Below are 15,876 nucleotides of genomic sequence, written 5' to 3'. Positions count from 1 at the left end.
TTATTGGCATTTTTATTGCGTGTTTTTCCTCATCTTCTGCTTATTCATTAGCTTATCTTTACTCACTTCTTGCACCTTTTCAAAATAGAATCATTTGCATCAGGCAACCTTTATCATTTTTTTTCAGTCATTATAATTACGAACCATACCTTACTAAATTATAACACACAAAATTAACGTATGCCGTTTAACTCGATTCATTTTATCTATTTCTTTGTCGTAATATGTCCCATTTATTGGCTTTCTAGAACAAATTACAAAATTCAAAATATCATTCTTCTTGGCGGAAGTCTCTATTTCTATGCGCAAGTAGACCTAAAGCTTTGTTTATTATGGGCTTTTATATCTCTGGGAACGTGGTTGTTGGGTAAAGCCATGGAGACTTTTCAGCAACGAAAAGCCATTCTTACCTTAGGGCTTTTCCTAATTTTTTCACAACTATTCATTGCGAAGTATTACAACTGGCTACTAGGTGATTTTTCGGGCGCGCTTTCAATCTATAAATTTGCCTCCACTATCGGGCTTTCTTATTATACTTTGGCTGCATCTAGTTATCTGGTAGATACTTACCGAAAAAAAATATCGCCTGTAACTAACCCCGTTACCCTAGGAGCCTATTTGTCATTCTTTCCTCAACTTCTGTCTGGTCCTATTCCAATTGCATACAAAGACCTTCCTCAGTATTGCCAATCTAGAATCATTTCAATCACTTCTGTTGAGGAGGCTATTCAGCAGATTTTATGGGGAATATTTAAAAAAGTAATCGTAGCTGGGTTATTAGCTAAGCCTGTCGACTATATCTTTTATAACCATAGCGAACTAGGATTTATTTACCTCTGGCTTGCCATTATTCTCTATAGTTTTCAGGTCTACATGGATTTCTCTGGGTACTCAGATATGGCTTGGGGAATCGCCAAACTATTAGGAATAAAGATAAATAGCAATTTCAACTCCCCGTTTATTTCAAGAACCATAGACGAATTTTGGCGTAGATGGCATTTATCCCTCAGCGCTTGGCTCAAGGAGTATATCTACCTTCCGTTAGGCGGTAGAGGTAGCAGCAAGTGGCAATATATGGTAAATATCTTTATCGTGTTTTTCATGAGTGGTGTTTGGCATGGTGCCAATGCCAACTATATTCTCTGGGGTAGTTTCAACGGACTATTATTTGTTTTGGCAATTTTAATAGGCTGGACTAGAGAAAAAAATGATATTCAATATGGTGTGAAAGGCGTTTTCTCCATGCTTTTAGTTTTTTTATCTATCGCTTTTACAAGAGTCTTTTTCAGGTCACCCGACTTTGTCACTGCCCTCACCTATTATCAAGAAATGTTTAAAACAAGCGACTTTTCTATGCCCGATATAGGAGTCGTGGGACTTGGTTTATCAATATTGATCGTATTGATTGAGTGGTTACAGCGAAAAGAGTTACATCCTGCTGATATTTCCAAATGGTCTTTTCCAGTACGAGTGGGCATCTACGCCAGTGTTATAGGTGTAATTTACTGGATGTGGCCAACTCAAAATCCCACCGAGTATATATACTTTAAATTTTAATATTACAGACTATAATAGATTAATCAATTTAGTAATTGTGTAGAATAAGAGCCGATGAATTTTAAATGCAAAAAACTGATAATCAGAAAATTACATTCACAATTCACAGCTCACAATTCGGCATTAGTACTTACCAACCCGTTAAAACAGTTTTGACATGATGAAAAAAACAAATTTGGCTTTTGCTTTTGCAACAGGAGTTATGATAATGGCTTGTAGCGACAAAAAACAAACTAACGATGCACAAACGACCAATTTAAAAGAAACCGTACAAGCTGAATATCCTGAAATTCCAAGAGAAGAAATTTTGGAAGACGATACTCTTGCCACCAAAGTCTATGAAGAATTAAAACTGCGTTATAAAAACCAGTTAATAGAACTCCACAAGGCTGTTACTGCCAACGGAACACAGCTAATAATTACCTTTTTAAGTCCAGAAGTCGGCGAAAGTTTGACCAAAAGTAACCGTCTTGGCAAAGAACTGGTGGAAGGATATGCCAAAGAGTTGCAGGTTCCTTTTTATGATTTAACACAAAAACTAGCCAATCAAGACCCAAAAGTCGTTACGCAACTTCCCAAAGACGGACACTGGTCAAAAGAGGGTGCTAAAATTATTGCAGAAGAACTAACGCCCATTATTAAACAATATGCTGCGGTAAAATCTACAAAGACTTTTGCAGAAAAGCCTGAAACGTTTGGAGACTTATTTCCATCAAATGATGAAATTTTGGATGGTGGAAAAGGTTTGCCATATCGTGTAAAAACCAATGCCCAAGGTTTGAGAATGGATACTGATGTGTCAAGTACCAAAACCAAACAGCGCATCTTATTTTTGGGGGATTCGGAAATGTATTTTCCATTCTTAGACAACAAAAACATTGGCACCAATCTCCTACAAACTACTTTTCCTGATAAAGAAATGTTGAATACCGCCAATTGGGGCTATTCTATTGACGACTATGTTAGCCTTTACAAAGAAAAGGCTCAATTTGCCGAGCCAGATGTGGTCATTCTTACGGTCAATGGCAATGATTTTTTAGATATGTATTTTTCACATAGAAATCGTTTTTCGAGAAATAAACAACCACAAAATCCATCCGAAGTAGAAAAGAGTTTTTATCAAAAACATTTTTCTAAATAACAAATCGGGGTAAAAAGTCATGCTTTTTACCCCGATTATTCATTTTACCTTTGCATTCTAGGATATTTGAAGAAACTTGACAAAGTTTGCAGTTTTAATAGACCTACAAAACTTTAGAACTCGGATCAAAACTCTATGAATTCAAAACTTTATACAATCTTTCTTGGTGTTGCCTTGACGGCTTGTTCAACAGGAAAAAAAGCATTAGAAAAAGGAAATTTCGACGAGGCTGTTTATACGGCCGTCGAACGACTTCAAAAAAGCCCTACCAATAGCACCTCTCAACAAGTTCTGAAGGAAGCATATCCTTTGGCTCTGAACTATCATCAGGGTCGAGTTAATAATTGGGAAAAATCGACTGAACCTTTTCATTGGGAAAGGGTAATTTCTGAGTATGATGCCATGAATCAGCTCGGTTCGGCTATTGATAACTGTCCGCCCTGCATTAGGGTGGTTGGTGATGGCAAAAAGTTTGTTGAGCCTCTTCAAGCTGCTCGAAATTTGGCCGCTTCTGACCGTTATGACTCTGGAAACTTCCATTTGGGCAACGCCAAAGGAAATCGTCAAGAGGCCAAAATGGCATTCCTTGACTTTGAAAGAGCTTCGCAAATTATTCCGGGATACAAGGACGTTTCCAACAAAATGGATATTGCTTATTCATATGCAGCTGTAAATGTTGTGCTAGAACAAGTAACAGTTACTTCAAAATTATATCAATTGAGTAACGAATATTTTCAGGATAAGGTCAATGAATTTTTGAGGACAAATCCGAAAATGAACATTTTCGTGCAGTTCTATGGTCCACAACAAGCGAGTGATATAAAATTGAAGCCGCATCAAATCGTACGTTTGCAGTTCGATGAATTTATGGTAGGGCAAACCTACGTGAATACCAACACCGAAAATATTACAAGTAAAGATAGTGTAAAAGTGGGCGAAGCGACGGTAAACGGCAAGAAAGTACCTGTTTACAATAAAGTAACAGCTAAATATACCAAAAGTCGTAAAACGGTTACCTCTAATGGCATTTTGGATATGCAAATCATTGATTTTCAAACCAAACAAGTCATTCACAGAGATAAAATCCCTGGTACTTTTGTTTGGGTAAACGAGTGGGCGAATTTTAATGGTGACGAACGTGCCCTGACCAAAGATCAATTGAATCTTTGCAAAAACAAGGAGTTATTGCCCCCAGCACCACAAATATTATTCACAGAATTTACCAAACCAATCTACGATCAGTTAACTCGAAAAATTCGTAAGTATTACGAAAATTATTAATAAACAAATGCTTTCAAATAGTCCAGTATTTCCTCTATCGGAGAAAATACTGGACTATTTTTATTTAAGTATTTATCTGGAATAATTTATGTCATTTTCTCAGAAATTACTTACCAAAACTACTTGATTTATTCAGTCACTTGGGTATATTTACAATAACTCTGTTAATTTTTACTAATATACGTTTTCGTCCTATGCACAAAAAAATGCTGTGGATATTGTTAGCTTGGGGGAGCATCAATATTCAGGCACAAAATCTACGTCCGTCTTCTGTTCACAAACGGAAGGCACGTCCCTCCATTTCTAAAAATCAACCCAAAAAATCTTTTCACAAAAAAACATCGCATCTCAAGCCAAAACGCAAGGTTATGGCCTTAGCACGTCCTACTTATCCAAATAAAATGACCAAAGAGGGCTTGGAGAAAGCAGACTCTTTATTCAAAACTGGACAACATATCAAGGCATTCCCTTTGTATCTTGACTACAAGGATACTCCGCTGATGAAAGCAAGCTCACTAAAAAATCTAGCAATCTGTTTCAAAGAAACGGGGGATTTTCTGAATGCGCAAAGGTATTTCAAAAGAGCCTATTCATATGATTCTGACCCAGAATCGGCCACGGAACTAGGCAAAATACACCTCTCTGGAATATCTTCCATTCCTAAAAATGCACTTCTTGCCAAGGATTACTTTGAAATGGCCTATCGTATGGGTAATCTGGAGGCTGGGTTTCAGCTTGGTAGACTCTATTGGTTTGGCACGAACCAGATTGAAACCAATTTGCCCCGAGCCTTGGATATTCTCACCGATGTTGGTCAAAAAGGAAATTTTGAAGCGCAATGGATGTTAGCCAACCTGTACACTAAAGGCTCGCCCGTAACGCCCAAAAATCTTTCTGAGGCAAAAAAATGGTATCGACTTTACAATCAAAGTATTAGTTCAAAAAACTTAACATTGGTTAACAACTAGTTTATATCTACTTCGTAAGCATCTGTATTTTAGCCCATTCTGTCTTTATAACAATCATTAATAATCCCAACTCCATACCCATGAAATCGATAATTCTGACTCTTCTTATCAGTATCTCAAGTTTAACTCTTTTGATAGCTCAAAATACTACAGCTTCCGAATCTGGCAATCAAATCTCGCTGGGAGCAGCTGTCAACATAGCGGGAAAACAAAGAATGCTTACCCAACGGATGGCAAAAGATTTTGTCTATATTGGGATGAATATCCATACAGAGTTAGCTACCAGAGAGCGAGCATCTTCTATCATTCTTTTTGAAGAAAACTTCAAAGTATTATCAGGTTTTGCACCATCAGAAAAAATCAAAGCACACCTCATAAAAGAAGAAGTATTATGGAAGGAATATAAAAAACTCATTATCGCCGAAACCACCAAAGACAATGCGGCTTTGATTTTAGAGAAAAACACTGCTGTTTTGACCGCTTGCGATGAATTGGTAAAAGCATATGTTGAATATGCTGGCACTCTTCCCAAACAACCAAACTCTGAGGGTGCTACCATACTGTCTATCGCCGAAAATACCAATACCGCTGGTCGCCAACGAATGCTATCGCAACGACTTACCTTTTATTATGCCGCTTATGTTTGGGGAATTACAGAGCAGTTTCCAACCGAAAAAATTAAATCTTTTGCAGAATTTATACAGCAAAATTTTAGCAAACTTATCATTTCAGAAGTAAACACTACAGATATTGACGATGCACTCGCAAACGTAATTGCAGATTGGAGAGAAGTTGAGGAACGATGTACAAAAGACAATTGTTATACTTTTGAGAATAAAGGTATGGATGTAGCTCAGGTGTTTAAGGTCACTAGCAACATTTTACAGAAGATGGATAAGATAACAGGGATGTATGCAAAACTCTTAGAATAAAGCTCTCTTTCCCAAATTGTTAGCAAATCTATTCTCATAACTTAGATTATTTTCCTTCAAAGTGAACCAATATTGTTGAATAAAATGTTTTAACTTTGACGAAATACATTAACTATAACGATTAAAAAAATGGGAAATTACGTAGTAGCTACTGACGCAAACTTTCAGGAGCTTATTAACTCAGACAAACCTGTATTAGTAGATTTTTGGGCAGAATGGTGTGGACCTTGTAAAATGATCGGTCCAGTTGTAGAGGCTCTTGCTGACGACGTAGATGGTCAAGCAGTAGTAGCTAAAATGGACGTTGATGCAAACTCAGTGGTTCCTGCAACTTTAGGTATCCGTTCTATCCCTACTTTGATGATTTTCAAAAATGGTGAATTGAAAGAAAGATTAGTAGGTGGTAATATCCCTAAATCTGTATTGGAACAAACTCTTTTGAAACACGCATAATAGCAACTAGGAAAGTATTTTATGATTTTCCGTTTCGCAATTATTCGATTTCAATTGTTTTTATACAAGGGCGAAGTTAGATTTTTTCTGGCTTCGCCTTTTTATTTTCAAGAAAGAGCAAATAAATAGGAAAAGGTTATTAGTTAACAGTATACTGGTTATTTGAAGATATTCATAATCAAAAGGTTATAGTCAAATTTTACCTCAGTTATACTATTAATTTAATCTTTCATACTACTTAAGTATTAGTGCAAATAAAATATTTAAGTTTTTTATTTTAGGGTCAAGGCAACAGGCACTAGGCAAAGATTGTTAAAACGTTTTTAGTGACGATAGATATATTTTTGCCGAATGCCCATGGCTGAAAGCCGAAAGCTAAAAGATTAAATTTTATTTTGCTCACTAACTTAAGTAATCGTGCAGAATTATATTTAATAGGGGCAAGGCAACAGGCACTAGGCAAAGAGTTTAAATATGTTTTTGCCGAATGCCCAAAGCTGAAAGCCAAAGGCTCGAAAATTAAATTCTATTTTGCCTACTAACTTATTACCAATAACTTGCCATAAATATTCCAATTCTTTCAAACTTTTTTGCTTCTCAGATTGTTTAGCAATCGAGCTACTGAGGTTATTAGCTCATAATCTATCACCACTAATTTGCTTCTGTGCAGATTTTTTGCACCATTTAAAACATTCATACCACTTGTTAGCCTGTATCTCTCAACAGAGTTACGACACACGCATTTTTTTGCGTAATTTTACATTATGTTAGAAAGACCGATTACCGACTGGTTGCCTCTTACCAAAAAAGAGATTGAAAAACGTGGCTGGGAAGATGTAGACGTAGTATTGATTTCGGGAGATGCCTACGTAGATCACCCCGCCTTTGGTACTGCCGTAATCGGCCGTATTATCGAAAGCGAGGGCTTTAGAGTGGCAGTTGTGGCACAGCCCAACTGGAAAGATGATTTAAGAGATTTCAAAAAATTTGGTCGTCCAAAATATTTCTTTGGCGTAACGGCTGGCTGTATGGATTCGATGGTGAATCACTATACTGCCAACAAGCGTTTACGTTCTAATGACTCCTATACCCCAGGCGGCGAAGCTGGCTATCGTCCAGACTACGCTACGACTGTTTATACCAAAATTCTCAAAGAATTATACCCAGATGTACCTGTATTAATCGGTGGTATCGAAGCTTCATTGCGTCGAGTAACACACTATGACTATTGGCAAGACAAATTGATGCCCACTATCTTGGAAGATTCTGGCGCAGATTTGTTGGTGTATGGTATGGGCGAACAACCTCTCAGAGAGTTGTTGAGATTGATAAAACAAGGTATTCCAATGAATACCATCAAAAATGTGAACCAAATTGCCTATTTGCAACCATCAAATGAGCCTTTGCAGGAATTTAATGGATGGGAAACGGTTGAATTGGCAAGTCATGAGGTTTGTTTAAAAGACAAAATTAAATATGCTTCCAACTTCAAAATAGTAGAAGTTGAATCGAATAAATGGCAAGCCAATCGTATTACTCAACAAGTAGGTAAAAAAACATTGGTAATCAATCCTCCTTTTAAGACAATGGAGGAGACCGAAATGGATAAATCTTTTGATTTGCCATACACTCGCCTACCGCACCCGAAATACAAAAAGAGAGGTACGATTCCTGCCTACGAGATGATTAAATTCTCCTTGAATATGCACCGTGGCTGTTTTGGAGGATGTAGCTTTTGTACTATTTCGGCACACCAAGGTAAGTTTATTGCTTCAAGAAGTGAAACCTCTATTATGAAGGAAGTTGAGCAAATTGCACAACATCCTGAATTTAAGGGCTATATCTCTGACTTAGGTGGGCCGTCTGCCAACATGTACCGCATGAAAGGTAAAGATGAGTCGATTTGTGCCAGATGTCAGAGTCCGAGCTGTATTCACCCTGTGATTTGCTCAAACTTGGATACTTCTCATAAGCCTTTGACGCAATTGTACAAAAAAGTAGATGAGCATCCGAAAATCAAAAAAGCGTTTGTAGGTTCTGGCGTTCGTTATGATTTATTGGTTGATGATTTCAACAAAAACAATCAAGACGGAAACCATGATGAATACATGGAGCAATTGATTACTCGTCACGTGTCGGGTCGTTTGAAGGTGGCGCCAGAGCATACTTCTGACAACACCTTGAAAATCATGCGTAAACCTTCTTTCAAATATTTCAGAAAGTTTAAGGAGAAATACGATGAAATTCAGACCAAGCATGGTATGAATCAGCCATTGATTCCATACTTTATCTCGTCGCACCCTGGTTGTGAGGAGGTAGATATGGCAAATCTCGCAGCAGAAACCAAAGATTTGGGCTTCCAATTAGAACAAGTTCAGGATTTTACGCCAACACCAATGACAGTAGCTGAGGTAATTTACTATTCTGGAGTACACCCTTATACTTTACAGCCTATTGCTACGGCTAAAACAAGAGAAGAAAAATTAGCGCAAAACAAATACTTCTTCTGGTACAAACCTGAAATCAAGACTTGGATTAAGCAACGTTTGATTAAACTCAAACGCCCTGATTTAGCAGAAAAATTATTGGCAAATCCTAAAAAACAAGCCGCAGATCAGATTGCCGAATTTGACAAATCTTCTAATAACCAACGAAGAAAGAACAAATTTAGAAGATAAGCGTATGAGTGCTGAGTTGAGAGTGTGCTATGAATTTCGGATTTCTGATTTCGGAAATGTGAAAGTATAAATTGTTTTAGTATAGGGATTTTTCCACAAGTATTCATAAAAAAGCGGTCGAAAATTGATTTTTTCGACCGCTTTTTTATGAATAGGAGAGTTTTATACCGTTACGATTCCAAATATGTTATTTTCAGCGTATCCTTTAGGGTTACAAATTGTTCATATAACGCAAGATATTCTTCTGTAGGTAATTCACAGTATTGATACCCTACCTCTTCTGGCATTTCATAGCTTACGATTTCTTTCGTAAATAAAAGCGTGCCCGCATCTGGTCGCACCATCTGGTCTATATAATATTCATCTACTTCCTCTCCTCTTAATAGAGCTTTTAAGGATTCGATATTCTCTCTATGAAACTCTTCCTGATGAGGCAATAGCGAAGTAGGATTAAATGACCATATTGAAAACGTGTATAATAATAAATCGTATGGTTCTTCAAAACTTGATGTAATGCCATCAAGTTTGCCATCCATAAATCTCACGTGAAATGTATATTTTTTTAAATTCGCAATGTTACGATTCAAACAAGTATTTCTCAATAAATCTATTAAGGTTAAAAATTGTTCATATAACGCAAGATATTCTTCTGTAGGTAATTCACAGTATTGATACCCTACACTTTCAGGCATTTCATAGCTTACGATTTCTTTCGTAAATAAAAGCGTGCCTGCATCTGGTCGCACCATCTGGTCTCTATCATCTTCATTTACTTCCTCTCCTCTTAATAGAGCTTTTAAAGTTTGGATGTTTTTCCTATGCCTTCTTTCCTCGTGAGTCAATAGCGAAGTAGGATTAAATGACCGCATTGAAAACGTGTATAGTAACAAATCGTATGGTTCTTCAAATATTGATGAAATACCATCAAGTTTGCCATCTGTAAATCTCACGTGAAAGGAATAATATTTTAATTTCATTGTAGATGTCCTATAAAAGTTCCTGTGATATTTCCTGTTGTTTTATCTGTGTATCCGTAAATGGATATATTTTTTCCAAGTAGTAAGATTCTTACCTAGCATTTCCTTATTATCAAAAGCTTTTCGTCATTGGTAGTTTATTTCCAACGAATCCGTGTGTAAGAAACAAAACAACATTATATTTCCATTTTCGCTTCATCATTAGCAAGTTGTAAGGACTAAACACTCCCGTCGCTGTTTCAAGTTTAGGAACATGAAACAATAAATCAAGTGCAAAGGATTAATTATCCTCTCCGTATAATAAAATTTGAAACTCGCTATCCCACCATGTTCTTACTTCATATTTCCCATCTTTATATACCGTAAGTTCAGCCTTGTTCCAACGATTTTCAGAAGAGCAGGTTTGATTCCACCAATCCCATAACCACATATTTATATTATCATCTAGCTTCTTCGTGTCTAAAGAGTATTTCGTGATAGCTATATTTTGCAAATCAAAACATATTCCATGATAGCCAAGTCCATCTCCTTGAGTATATATCTCTAATTTAAACTTTACATAATAGGTTTCCTCGTCAAAAACAGATACTATATTTTGACATATTCTTTCCAAAAAATCCATATTATTAATTAAAAATTGTTTTTGTGTAATTAGTATTTCCAATTGTATATGTAACATTAAAGTTGATTGGACTTCTATCCTATCATATTTAACTTCAATCTTTACTCTTAACTTTTTGTCTGCTTTTAGTGCATTTGCCCATTTTCTTTCCATGGTAAACGCACCTTTTCCTGTTGGGTATGTTACTTTTCGATTGAGACTTTTTCTCAACGGCACGATATTTTATTGCTTCATTGGGATACCTTGCTCAAACTGACCATACGAATGTATGCGATCTTTGCGATTGCTTGCACTAGTGGTTCAGTCAAAGACTGCAATTGATTTATGGTTCTATGCTGTTAAACTTGGGATAGCAAGGAAAAAACACTTAGACCAACAAGGGATTACGATTCCAAATAAGTTTTTTTCAGCGTATCCATTAGGGTTACAAATTGTTCATATAACGCAAGATATTCTTCTGTGGGTAATTCACAGTATTGATACCCTACACTTTCTGGCATTTCATAACTTACGATTTCTTTCGTAAATAAAAGCGTGCCTGCATCTGGTCGCACCATCTGATCTATATCATCTTCATCTACTTCCTCTCCTCTTAATAGAGCTTTTAAAGTTTGGATATTTTTCCTATGCCATCTTTCCTCATGAGGAAAAAGTGAATTAGGATTAAATGACCAAATTGAAAACGTATATAGTAATAAATCGTATGGTTCTTCAAAACTTGATGTAATGCCATCAAGTTTGCCATCCATAAATCTCACGTGAAATGTATAATTTTTTAAATTCGCAATGTTACGATTCAAACAAGTATTTCTCAATAAATCTATTAAGGTTACAAATTGTTCATATAACGCAAGATATTCTTCTGTGGGTAATTCGCAGTATTGATACCCTACACTTTCTGGTATTTCATAACTTACGATTTCTTTTGTAAATAAGAGCTTGCCTGCATCTAGTCGAACCAGCTGGCCTATATCATCTTCATCTACTTCCTCTCCTCTTAATAGAGCTTTTAAAGTTTGGATATTTTTCCTACGCCATCTTTCCTCAAGAGGCGATAGCGAAGTAGGACTAAATGACCATATTGAAAAGGTATATGATAACAAATCGTATGGCTCTTCAAGTCTTGATGTAATGCCATCAAGTTTACCATTTGTAAATCTCACGCGAAAGAAATAATTTTCTAATTTCATTGTAGATGTTCTATCAAAGTTCCTATGATATTTCCTGTTGTTTTATCTGTGTATCCGTAAATTGTCAGATAATACCTATTTGATTTTTAAATATTGCTCCTAATAATTTAATTAAGAACTCTTTAACTAAATCAGATGCCTTTATTCGTCTTTTCTCAAAAGATGTGAACTTAATTTATTACTGATGTAATACTCGTTGATAAAATGCTTGAGATAACGCAAGATTACGATTCCAAATAAGTTTTTTTCAGCGTATCCATTAAGGTTACCAATTGTTCATATAACGCAAGATATTCTTCTGTAGGTAATTCACAGTATTGATACCCTACCTCTTCTGGCATTTCATAACTTACTATTTCTTTCGTAAATAAAAGCGTGCCCGCATCTGGTCGCACCATCTGGTCTCTATCATATTCATCTACTTCCTCTCCTCTTAATAGAGCTTTTAAAGTTTGGATGTTTTTTCTATGCCATTTTTCTTGGTGAGGAAAAAGTGAATTAGGATTAAATGACCATATTGAAAACGTGTATGATAATAAATCGTATGATTCTTCAAAACTTGATGCAATGCCATCAAGTTTGTCATCCATAAATCTCACGTGAAATGTATAATTTTTTAAATTCGCAATGTTACGATTCAAACAAGTATTTCTCAATAAATCTATTAAGGTTACAAATTGTTCATATAACGCAAGATATTCTTCTGTAGGTAACTCACAGTATTGAGACCCTACACTTTCTGGTATTTCATAACTTACGATTTCTTTTGTAAATAAGAGCTTGCCTGCATCTGGTCGAACCATCTGGCCTATATCATATTCATCTACTTCCTCTCCTCTTAATAAAGCTTTTAAAGTTTGGATATTTTTCCTATGCCATCTTTCCTCAAGAGGCGATAGCGAAGTAGGACTAAATGACCATATTGAAAACGTGTATGATAATAAATCGTATGGTTCTTTAAAACTTGATGTAATGCCATCAAGTTTTCCATCCATAAATCTCACGTGAAATGTATATTTTTTCAATTTCATTGTATAGCTTCTATAAAAGTTCCTGTGATATTTTCTGTTGTTTTAGCTGTGTATCCGTAAAGGGATATATTTTTCTGCTATAAGAGACTATTTCTTTCCAATTATTACCAGCGATTTTGGTTTCTAACATTTCTTCTGAAGAAAAATGAAGAAGCGTATTATTGTAAGGGACTTTTACAATAGTACGCTTTAAAAGTTAAAAATAAAATAGTCCTTAACTGAAGTAAGTATCCTAAATAGGGTAAAAGTTAAGGCAAGTAAAATTGCAGAAACTATACAGGGTTTTGAAGCTGGCAACTCTTAAGAAATATCGCATAATGACTCAATCTCAACTCACGCCATAAGAACTTCTAAGAAAAGTATTTATTTTTCAGCAAATTAAAGGAAAAACGGAGGTGCTTGTTAAAAGCAATATACAACGCTACCAAGAATAAACCATAGCCCCAGACTGTAAAAAGCTCCATATTCCCTAATAGAAAAGACTGCGTTTGCACTCCTGCATTGACTTTCTTCACAGCCAAGATAGCGGCTGGCGCAAGGTCATATCCTTTTTGAACAAATGATTCTTGAATGGTACTCACGATTCCTGTCGTGGTTGGATTTTCGGGTAACAGTTTTTCCAGAAAAATATACCGATGTTTATTTACAAAATACACTTGAAAATTTTGAACTAAGCAAAAGCCGATATTCGTTCCCCAAAATCTCCCTGCCACACCAATCGCACCTGCAAACGGCGCCAAATAAGCTGGAACAGCCGAAACAGTATTGAGCACCAAAGGCACAAACAATATCCCTACTCCAACTCCTTGCATCATATAAGGAATCCACATCTGCGAAAGTGCCACATCTGGTAAAAATAAAAAAGTAAACCACCAATGGTAAATAGCCATCATCAAAAAACCTAAAATCAATATGAGTTTGGTGGGTAGCTTCTGCACCATCATCATTCCTGCAATTGCCATTCCGATAAAGACGCCTAACAAATTCAAATACTGCACATGCGCCACCCTGAGCGGCTCCCATTGCCAGACTTTACTCATGGTGGTGTGACATATCGTCAGTGTAGCTCTGGAGATATAAAAAACAATAAAAAGCAATAAACTCAATCGCAAGTTTCGGTAAGAAAACACTCGCATATCAAAACAACTACGTCGGTAAGTCATTTGTCGTATGATAAACAATGCACTAAAAATCAAGCTAGTAATGGCGCAAAAAACGATATTCGTAGACTGAAACCAATACAATTTTTCGCCATAATTGAGCACATATACCCCTGTCAAAATGGCAATGGTCAATAACACAAAACTGGTCCAGTCAACTTTGTAAAGCGGTATTTTTCGATGAAAACGATTAGGGGTGAATGTCAACCAAATAAGACTAGCTACCATAATTTGGAAGATAGCCGATCCAAAAGTCATGTATTTCCAATCGTGTGCATCGAGCAACCAAACTGCAATATTGACTATAAAGGGACTTGCGGCCAACAAAGCACCATAGGTAATCGAAAAAACGATAATGGTTGCATTAGGACTTTTAGTTTTGGACAACATCAAAATACGCAATGGTATCCAAGGCAATGCCATTAATATTCCTTCGAGTATTCGCAGAAAGGCAAAAACAACAAAATCGTTGGTATAGGCAGAAGTCACAAATAATACTGCCGAAAGCAGATAAATCGAAATAAGGTAGTTGCGAGGAGGAAAATATTTGAATATTCGACTTTCTATTAATATTGTCGCCAGAAATGTGCCGTAGGTTAGGCTCATACTAAACTGTAAGTCTTCAGGCTCAATGTCGAAATAACTGGCAGCATAAGAAATATTGGAAGTGTATAATCCAAGCAAAGCCATGGTATGCAACATACAAATTACCAGCACCACCTGAATAGCCCAATTAGGCACCCAAGGTTTGAAAATGGATGTTTTCTTCATCTTTAAATATATGTTCAAAGCAAAATACCTCTAAAACCAGCGTTCATAATAAGGTACTTTCACCGCTAATGTTTGGCAAAGACCTCCACATTCAGCCCAGCTCTCAATAAAGGATAGGCGACATCGGTTGTTTCTTGGATAGATATTTTCACAGGAACTCGCTGTTCAATTTTGACAAAATTACCTGTTGCATTATCGGGAGGAAGCAATGAAAATCGAGCTCCAGAGGCAGGAGAAAAGGATACTATTTGTCCATGCCATACCTTATCACCCGTTACATCAGCTTTAAACTCGACGGTTTGTCCAATTTTCAAAAATCGAATTTGGGTTTCTTTAAAATTGGCAACCATCCATTTTTCCTTACTCACCACCGACAAAAGCGTTTGTCCCTCTTTAATCAATTGCCCAGGCTGAATGGTTCGTTTGCCTACCCAACCGTCATAAGGGGCAGTAATTGTGGTGTATGAGTAAAATAATTTGGCATTATCCAGACTTGCCTTTTTCTGCTGAATAATGGTATTGCCAAACGGAATCACCGAATTTGCCTCACGAGCCATCAGTTCAGTACTATGAATTTTTTCGATTATTTCCTGATAATTACTTTGAGCAGACTCATAAGCCGTTTTAGCATTTTCGACTCTTTGCTCGGTGGTAGCCTCCTCTTTCAACAAATTGAGCTGACGTTGATACTCGCGTTCCATTTCCCAAACCTTCGCTTTCATCGCACTCAACTGTGCCTGATGAATAGCCACATTGCTTTGGGTTGTTTGTGCTTTTTTAGTGATAACATTTTCATTTTTTAGGGCATTTTCAAAATCAGCATACGCCATATCTAGTTTTGCACGATACTCACGCTCATCAAGCTGAATCAACGTATCTCCTTTATGAACAAAACTATTATCCTGATAGTTAACCGCCTTTACATATCCCGTCACACGACTCATAACGGGCGTAACATATTGTTCAATTTGGGCATCATTTGTTTGTTCGTGATTACGATAATACATGATATACCAGCCTCCTAAGGCAATGCCTCCAAGGGTAAGTCCGCTGGCAAAAACACTCACTACTGCATTAAAAATTCGACTTGTATCGTTTGGCTTAATTTGATTCAT

Annotated in this window: 13 protein-coding genes; 7 read left to right on the top strand and 6 right to left on the bottom strand. The window is 36.5% G+C overall.

Annotated elements, in window-relative coordinates:
* Positions 1-180: 180 nt before the first annotated feature.
* The 7 genes from QM524_RS03885 (at position 181) to QM524_RS03855 (ending at position 9,010) form a co-directional block, all read left to right on the top strand.
* On the top strand, positions 181-1,557 hold the full coding sequence (locus QM524_RS03885; RefSeq protein WP_283343583.1) for an MBOAT family O-acyltransferase: 1,377 nt from the start codon (positions 181-183) through the stop codon (positions 1,555-1,557).
* A gap of 157 nt (positions 1,558-1,714) precedes the next feature.
* Positions 1,715-2,698 (top strand): hypothetical protein, encoded by a 984-nt coding sequence (locus QM524_RS03880; RefSeq protein WP_283343582.1) that lies wholly within the window; start codon positions 1,715-1,717, stop codon positions 2,696-2,698.
* A gap of 135 nt (positions 2,699-2,833) precedes the next feature.
* Entirely contained in the window at positions 2,834-3,979 is a 1,146-nt protein-coding gene (locus tag QM524_RS03875; protein WP_283343581.1) for a hypothetical protein, read from the top strand.
* Between the two features lie 206 nt (positions 3,980-4,185).
* Positions 4,186-4,947 (top strand): SEL1-like repeat protein, encoded by a 762-nt coding sequence (locus QM524_RS03870; protein WP_283343580.1) that lies wholly within the window; start codon positions 4,186-4,188, stop codon positions 4,945-4,947.
* Between the two features lie 80 nt (positions 4,948-5,027).
* Positions 5,028-5,879, top strand: a complete 852-nt coding sequence (locus QM524_RS03865; protein ID WP_283343579.1) for a type IV pili methyl-accepting chemotaxis transducer N-terminal domain-containing protein — start codon at positions 5,028-5,030, stop codon at positions 5,877-5,879.
* A gap of 129 nt (positions 5,880-6,008) precedes the next feature.
* Positions 6,009-6,332, top strand: coding sequence for a thioredoxin (gene trxA, locus QM524_RS03860; protein ID WP_095163746.1), 324 nt, complete (start codon positions 6,009-6,011; stop codon positions 6,330-6,332).
* 764 nt (positions 6,333-7,096) lie between these two features.
* Entirely contained in the window at positions 7,097-9,010 is a 1,914-nt protein-coding gene (locus tag QM524_RS03855; RefSeq protein ID WP_283343578.1) for a YgiQ family radical SAM protein, read from the top strand.
* Between the two features lie 170 nt (positions 9,011-9,180).
* Here the strand turns inward: QM524_RS03855 and QM524_RS03850 are convergent, their stop codons facing one another.
* The 6 genes from QM524_RS03850 to QM524_RS03825 form a co-directional block, all read right to left on the bottom strand.
* Positions 9,181-9,987, bottom strand: a complete 807-nt coding sequence (locus tag QM524_RS03850; protein ID WP_283343577.1) for a hypothetical protein — start codon at positions 9,985-9,987, stop codon at positions 9,181-9,183.
* 280 nt (positions 9,988-10,267) lie between these two features.
* A complete protein-coding gene (locus QM524_RS03845) occupies positions 10,268-10,819 on the bottom strand; it encodes a hypothetical protein (RefSeq protein WP_283343576.1) in 552 nt (183 codons plus the stop codon).
* Between the two features lie 173 nt (positions 10,820-10,992).
* Complete coding sequence (locus QM524_RS03840; protein ID WP_283343575.1) at positions 10,993-11,799, bottom strand: hypothetical protein; 807 nt, start codon at positions 11,797-11,799, stop codon at positions 10,993-10,995.
* Positions 11,800-12,023: 224 nt separating this feature from the next.
* Complete coding sequence (locus QM524_RS03835) at positions 12,024-12,794, bottom strand: hypothetical protein (protein WP_283343574.1); 771 nt, start codon at positions 12,792-12,794, stop codon at positions 12,024-12,026.
* A 386-nt stretch (positions 12,795-13,180) separates the two neighbouring features.
* On the bottom strand, positions 13,181-14,761 hold the full coding sequence (locus QM524_RS03830; protein ID WP_283343573.1) for an efflux MFS transporter permease: 1,581 nt from the start codon (positions 14,759-14,761) through the stop codon (positions 13,181-13,183).
* Positions 14,762-14,826: 65 nt separating this feature from the next.
* Positions 14,827-15,876 (bottom strand): HlyD family secretion protein, encoded by a 1,050-nt coding sequence (locus QM524_RS03825; RefSeq protein ID WP_283343572.1) that lies wholly within the window; start codon positions 15,874-15,876, stop codon positions 14,827-14,829.

It is taken from the genome of Flectobacillus roseus (assembly GCF_030056595.1).
GTDB lineage: Bacteria > Bacteroidota > Bacteroidia > Cytophagales > Spirosomataceae > Flectobacillus > Flectobacillus roseus.
The sequence above is the reverse complement of the archived record's forward strand: the minus strand, read 5'-3'. Positions and strand labels throughout refer to the sequence as shown.

Bases quoted from the DNA above. Each gene is read 5' to 3' on its own strand.
- QM524_RS03885 (WP_283343583.1), top strand. From the start codon at position 181: ATGCCGTTTAACTCGATTCATTTTATCTATTTCTTTGTCGTAATATGT.
- QM524_RS03880 (WP_283343582.1), top strand. From the start codon at position 1,715: ATGATGAAAAAAACAAATTTGGCTTTTGCTTTTGCAACAGGAGTTATG.
- QM524_RS03875 (WP_283343581.1), top strand. From the start codon at position 2,834: ATGAATTCAAAACTTTATACAATCTTTCTTGGTGTTGCCTTGACGGCT.
- QM524_RS03870 (WP_283343580.1), top strand. From the start codon at position 4,186: ATGCTGTGGATATTGTTAGCTTGGGGGAGCATCAATATTCAGGCACAA.
- QM524_RS03865 (WP_283343579.1), top strand. From the start codon at position 5,028: ATGAAATCGATAATTCTGACTCTTCTTATCAGTATCTCAAGTTTAACT.
- trxA (WP_095163746.1), top strand. From the start codon at position 6,009: ATGGGAAATTACGTAGTAGCTACTGACGCAAACTTTCAGGAGCTTATT.
- QM524_RS03855 (WP_283343578.1), top strand. From the start codon at position 7,097: ATGTTAGAAAGACCGATTACCGACTGGTTGCCTCTTACCAAAAAAGAG.
- QM524_RS03850 (WP_283343577.1), bottom strand. From the start codon at position 9,987: ATGAAATTAAAATATTATTCCTTTCACGTGAGATTTACAGATGGCAAA.
- QM524_RS03840 (WP_283343575.1), bottom strand. From the start codon at position 11,799: ATGAAATTAGAAAATTATTTCTTTCGCGTGAGATTTACAAATGGTAAA.
- QM524_RS03835 (WP_283343574.1), bottom strand. From the start codon at position 12,794: ATGGATGGAAAACTTGATGGCATTACATCAAGTTTTAAAGAACCATAC.
- QM524_RS03830 (WP_283343573.1), bottom strand. From the start codon at position 14,761: ATGAAGAAAACATCCATTTTCAAACCTTGGGTGCCTAATTGGGCTATT.
- QM524_RS03825 (WP_283343572.1), bottom strand. From the start codon at position 15,876: ATGAATCAAATTAAGCCAAACGATACAAGTCGAATTTTTAATGCAGTA.